Below are 5,206 nucleotides of genomic sequence, written 5' to 3'. Positions count from 1 at the left end.
CGCCACATACGCCGCAGCCACCTCACCCACCGAGTGCCCCACCACCGCATCCGGCCGCACCCCCGCGGCCTCCAACACCCCAGCCAACGCCACCTCGAACGCGAACAACCCCGTCTGCGCGTACAACGTCTGATCCGCCAGACCCGCGTCCACACCCTCGGCGCCCAGCACGACATCCCGCACGGGAACCGCCGCGCCCAACTCCAGTTCCAACAGCCCGCACACCCGGTCGAAGACCTCAGCGAACACCGGACTGGACCCGTACAACTCCCGGCCCATCCCCACCCACTGCGCACCCTGACCCGCAAAGACCAGGCCCACCCGGGCATCCGCCCGCGCCACCCCGGCAACCACCGAAGCCGACGACGTCCCCGCGGCCAGCCCCTGGACCCCCGCCAGCAACTCCCCACGATCGCCGCCGAACACGACCGCACGGTGCTCGAACGCCGTACGCGTCGCCGCCAACGACCACGCCACATCAACCGGTTCCACCGCCGGACGCGCCGCCACCCACTCCCGAAGACGCCCCGCCTGCGCCACCAACCCGTCCGCGGAGCGACCGGACAGCAGCCACGCCCCGGCACCGGAGAGCACGGGAGTCGCGGCGGGTGCCGCACCGGCGTCCGGCTCCTCGCCGTCCACGGCGGGTTCCTCGGCGGGGGCCTCCTCCAGGATGACGTGCGCGTTCGTCCCGCTGATCCCGAACGCCGACACGCCGGCCCGACGCGGGCGCTCCCCGGCCGGCCACGCCATCGGCTCGTCCAGCAGACGCACTTCACCCGCGGACCAGTCGACGTGCGAGGTCGGCTCGCTCGCGTGCAGGGTCTGCGGAAGCTGCTCGTGCTGGAGCGCCAGCACCATCTTGATGACGCCGGCGACACCGGCGGCGGCCTGGGTGTGGCCGATGTTGGACTTCACCGCGCCCAGCCACACCGGGCGGTCCTCGGGGCGGTCCTGGCCGTAGGTGGCCAGTAGCGCCTGCGCCTCGATCGGGTCGCCCAGCGTGGTGCCCGTGCCATGCGCCTCGACCACGTCGACATCCGCGGCCGACAGCCGTGCGTTGGCCAGCGCGGCGCGGATCACCCGCTGCTGCGAGGGCCCGTTCGGTGCCGACAGGCCGTTGGACGCGCCGTCCTGGTTGACCGCCGAACCCCGCAGCACCGCAAGGACCTTGTGGCCGTTGCGGCGGGCGTCGGACAGCCGCTCGACGGCGAGCATGCCGACGCCCTCGGCCCAGCCGGTGCCGTCCGCGTCCTCGGAGAACGCACGGCAGCGGCCGTCCGCCGAGAGGCCCTGCTGCCGGGAGAACTCCACGAACGTGCCGGGCGACACCAGCACGGTGACGCCGCCGGCCAGCGCGAGCGAGCACTCGCCCAACCGCAGGGCCTGCACCGCCAGATGCAGCGCCACCAGCGACGACGAGCACGCCGTGTCCACCGTCACCGCGGGCCCCTCCAGACCCAGGACGTAGGACACCCGGCCGGACAGCACACTGGTGGCGTTGCCCGTCATCAGGTGGCCCTCGACACCCGAGCCCTCCGGCCCGGCCGCCCAGGAGAGGCCGATGCCGTACCCGGAGGCGAAGCCGCCGGCGAAGACACCGGTCGAGCTCTCCTTCAGGGTCGACGGGTCGATGCCCGCGCGCTCCAGCGTCTCCCAGGCCGTCTCCAGCAGGAGGCGCTGCTGCGGGTCCATCGCCAGCGCCTCACGCGGGCTGATCCCGAAGAAGGCCGGGTCGAAGTCGGCCACGCCCTTGAGGAACGCGCCCTGGGCGACGTACGAGGTGCCCTCGCGCTCGCCGTCGGGGTCGTAGATGCCCTCCAGGTCCCAGCCGCGGTCGGTGGGGAAGCCGCCCACCGCGTCACCGCCGGAGGACAGCAGCTGCCAGAACTCCTCCGGGCTGCTCACACCGCCCGGGAAACGGCACCCCATGCCCACGATGGCGACCGGCTCCGCCGCCTGCTCCTGCACCTCGCGCAGCCGGCCGCGGGCGTCCTGGGCGTCCGCGATGGCTCGCTTGAGGTAACTGCGAAGCTTGTCTTCGTTGGACACGGTGCGCTCCTTGCACAATGACGTTTCAGCTGAGTTCTGGGGTGAGCCCGCCCCGAGGGGTGCGGGCCGGGACCGGTCGGGCCGGGGCCGGTCAAGGCCGGGCGGGTGTCACTCGAATTCCTCGACGAAGGCGAAGAGTTCGTCGTCCGAGGCGTCGTCGATGGCGGCCGCGCTCCGCTTCCTGCCGCGGTCGCCGGGTTGCTCCCCGACGAGTTCCAGCAGCCTCCGCAGCCGGGCGGTGGCTTCCTCCCGCACCGGCGCGTCCACCGGTCCGGAGCGCAAGGCGGCCTCCAGCCGGTCGAGTTCGGTGAGGAGCGGTGCTTCCACCGACTCCTCGGGAGCGAGCTCGGTGCGCAGCCGTTCGGCGAGGGCGGTCGGGGTGGGGTGGTCGAAGACCAGGGTGGCCGGCAGCCGCAACCCGGTCACCGCGCCGAGGCGGTTGCGCAGTTCGACCGCGGTCAGCGAGTCGAAGCCCAGGTCCTTGAAGGCCTGCCTGGCCTGCACGCTGTCGGCCGAGGCGTGCCCGAGCACGGCGGCGGCCTCGGCGCGTACGGCGTCGGTCAGCACCCTGACCTGTTCGGCCCGGCTCAGTCCGGCCACGCGGGCGGCGAGTTCGCCCTCGCCGCCGCCGCGGGGGGCGGTGCTCCCCGCGGCGGCGCGCTCGGCGGCCAGCCGGCGGATCTCGGGGATGTCGCGGACCAGCGGCATCTCCAGTTCGCCGGCCGAGCCGGGTGCGGAGCCCAGCTGCTGCCAGTCGAAGTCCATGACGGCGACGTTCGGCTCGGGTCCGTCCAGGGACTCGCCGAGCGCCCGGACGGCGAGCTGCGGGTCCATCGGCGGCATCGGTATCCGGCGCATGCGGGAGCGGATCGCCTCGTTGGACTGCGCCAGCCCGGCACCGCCCCACAGGCCCCAGGCGACCGAGAGACCGGCCAGGCCGCGGGACCGGCGGTGCTCCGCCAGCGCGTCCAAGTACGCGTTCGCCGCGGCGTAGTTGCCCTGACCCGGGCCACCGAGCGTGGAGGCCGCCGAGGAGAACAGCACGAACGCGTCCAGGTCCAGGTCCGCGGTCAATTCGTCCAGCAGCTCCGCGCCGTGCGCCTTCACGCCCAGCACGGTTTCCATCCGGGCCGGGGTCAGGCGGTCCACCACGCCGTCGTCGAGCACCGCCGCGGTGTGCAGCACCGAGGACAGGGCCGGGCCGCTGCCGCCGATCCAGTCGAGCAGGCCGGTCAGCGGGGCACGCCGGGAGACGTCGCAGGAGATGACGTCGACATGGGTGCCGGCCTCGGCCAGTTCGGCGGCGCGTGCGGCGGCGTCGGCGGCCGCGGGGCCGGAGCGGCCCGTGAGCACGATCCGTTCGGCGCCCCGGCCGACCAGCCACTGCGACAGGTGCCCGGCGATCGCACCGGTGCCGCCGGTGACCAGCACGGTCCCCTTCGGCGTCCAGGGCGTACGGACCTCGCGCCGCGGCACCCGCGACATCCTGCGGCCCAGTACCCCGGCGGACCGGATGGCCACCTCGTTCTCGCCGCAGCCGGCCAGGACCGCGACCAGCCGCGTACCGGCCCGTTCGTCCACCGTCTCCGGCAGGTCGACCAGGCCGCCCCAGCGCTGGGGCTGCTCCAGTGCGACGACCCGGCCGAAGCCCCATGCCTGCGCCTGCACCGGGCGGGCCAGCGCCTCACCCGGGCCGGCCGCCACGGCGCCGCGGGTGGCGAGCCACAGCGGGGCCTCGATGCCGATGTCCCCGAGCGCCTGCACGAGGGCGAGGTTGGCGGCCACCCCGGCGGTCACCACCGGGTGGTCGGGCAGCGGCGTCTCGTCCAGCGCCAGCAGCGACAGCACACCGGCGACGGCGGACGCCTCGGAGTGGCCGGTGAGCTCGGCGGCCAGCGCGTCGCGGTCCGCGGTGCCGGCCGGCACCTCGACCAGTACGGCGTCGGCGCCGCGCGCGGAGAGCGCGGCCGCGGTCTGCTCGGCCGCACCGCCATCCGCACCGCCGTCCGCACCGGTCGGAGCCACCACCAGCCACCGGCCGGACAGCAGTCCGGCGTCCGGTTCGGCGATGGCGGACCAGGTGATCCGGTAGCGCCAGCCGGCGGTGGTGGAACGGTCCTGCTCGCGCCGCCGCCAGGACGCCAGCGCCGGCAGCACCTCGTGGAACGGGCGCCCGGCGTCCACCGACAGTGTCTCGCCGAGCCGGGCCAGGTCGCCGCCCTCGACGGCCGCCCAGAAGGCCGCGTCGACCTCGGCGGAGGTCCCGTCCATGTCGGTCACGGCACCGGGCACGGGCAGCGCCAGGATGCCTTCCGGCCAGAACCGGCTGCGGCGGAAGGCGTAGGTGGGAAGTTCCACCTGCTGCCCGGCGGGCAGGACGGCACGCCAGTCGACGTCCGCGCCGCGGACGAACGCCTCGGCGAACGAGGTCACCAGGCGGTCCGTACCGCCGTCGTCGCGGCGCAACGTCGGGCAGACGGCCGCGGGTTCAGCGCCATGGCCCGCTTCCTGGGCCACGTCCTCCAGGGTGTCGTTCATCGCACCCATCAGGACCGGGTGCGGGGTCACCTCGACGAAGAGCTGGTGGCCGCGGCCGGCCAACGTCCGCACCGCACGGTCGAAGTGCACCGTCGCGCGGAGACTGCGGAACCAGTAACCGGCGTCCAACTCCTCACCGGTCAGGGTCTCCCCCGTCATCGCCGACACCATGGGCACCCGGCCCCGACGAGGGTTGATGCCCGCCAGGACGGACGTGATCTCGCCCTCCAGGCGGTCCACCTGCGCCGAGTGGGAGGCGTAGTCCACCGCCACCATCCGCGCCCGGACGCCCTCGGCCTCGAACTCCGCCTTCAACTCCTCCAGAGCTGCGGGCTCACCCGACACCACCACCGCCGACGGACCGTTCACCGCCGCCAGCGCGACAGTGTCCCCGAACCGGGCCAACCGCTCCTCGACCTGTTCGGCAGACCTGCTCACCGACAGCATCCCGCCCGCACCCGCCAACACCTTCAACGACTGCGACCGCAACGCCACCACCCGAGCCCCGTCCTCCAACGACAGCATCCCCGCCACCGTCGCCGCCGCGATCTCACCCTGCGAGTGACCCACCACCGCCTCCGGGACGACGCCTGCCGCCTCCCACACCGCCGCCAAA

The 5,206-nt window shown here is 74.2% G+C and carries 2 protein-coding genes; both read right to left on the bottom strand.

Annotated features, from left to right (window positions below):
- Nucleotides 1-2,052 (bottom strand): type I polyketide synthase (locus WA788_RS34915; protein ID WP_335984399.1); only part of this gene is annotated, 2,052 nt, incomplete at its 3' end.
- A gap of 108 nt (nt 2,053-2,160) precedes the next feature.
- The coding region (locus WA788_RS34910; protein WP_335984398.1) for an SDR family NAD(P)-dependent oxidoreductase at nt 2,161-5,206 on the bottom strand (3,046 nt) is incomplete at its 5' end.

This window comes from Streptomyces sp. CA2R106 (assembly GCF_037034245.1).
Taxonomy (GTDB): Bacteria; Actinomycetota; Actinomycetes; order Streptomycetales; family Streptomycetaceae; genus Actinacidiphila.
Note: the sequence above shows the minus strand (reverse complement) of the source record. Positions and strands in the feature narration are given on the sequence as shown.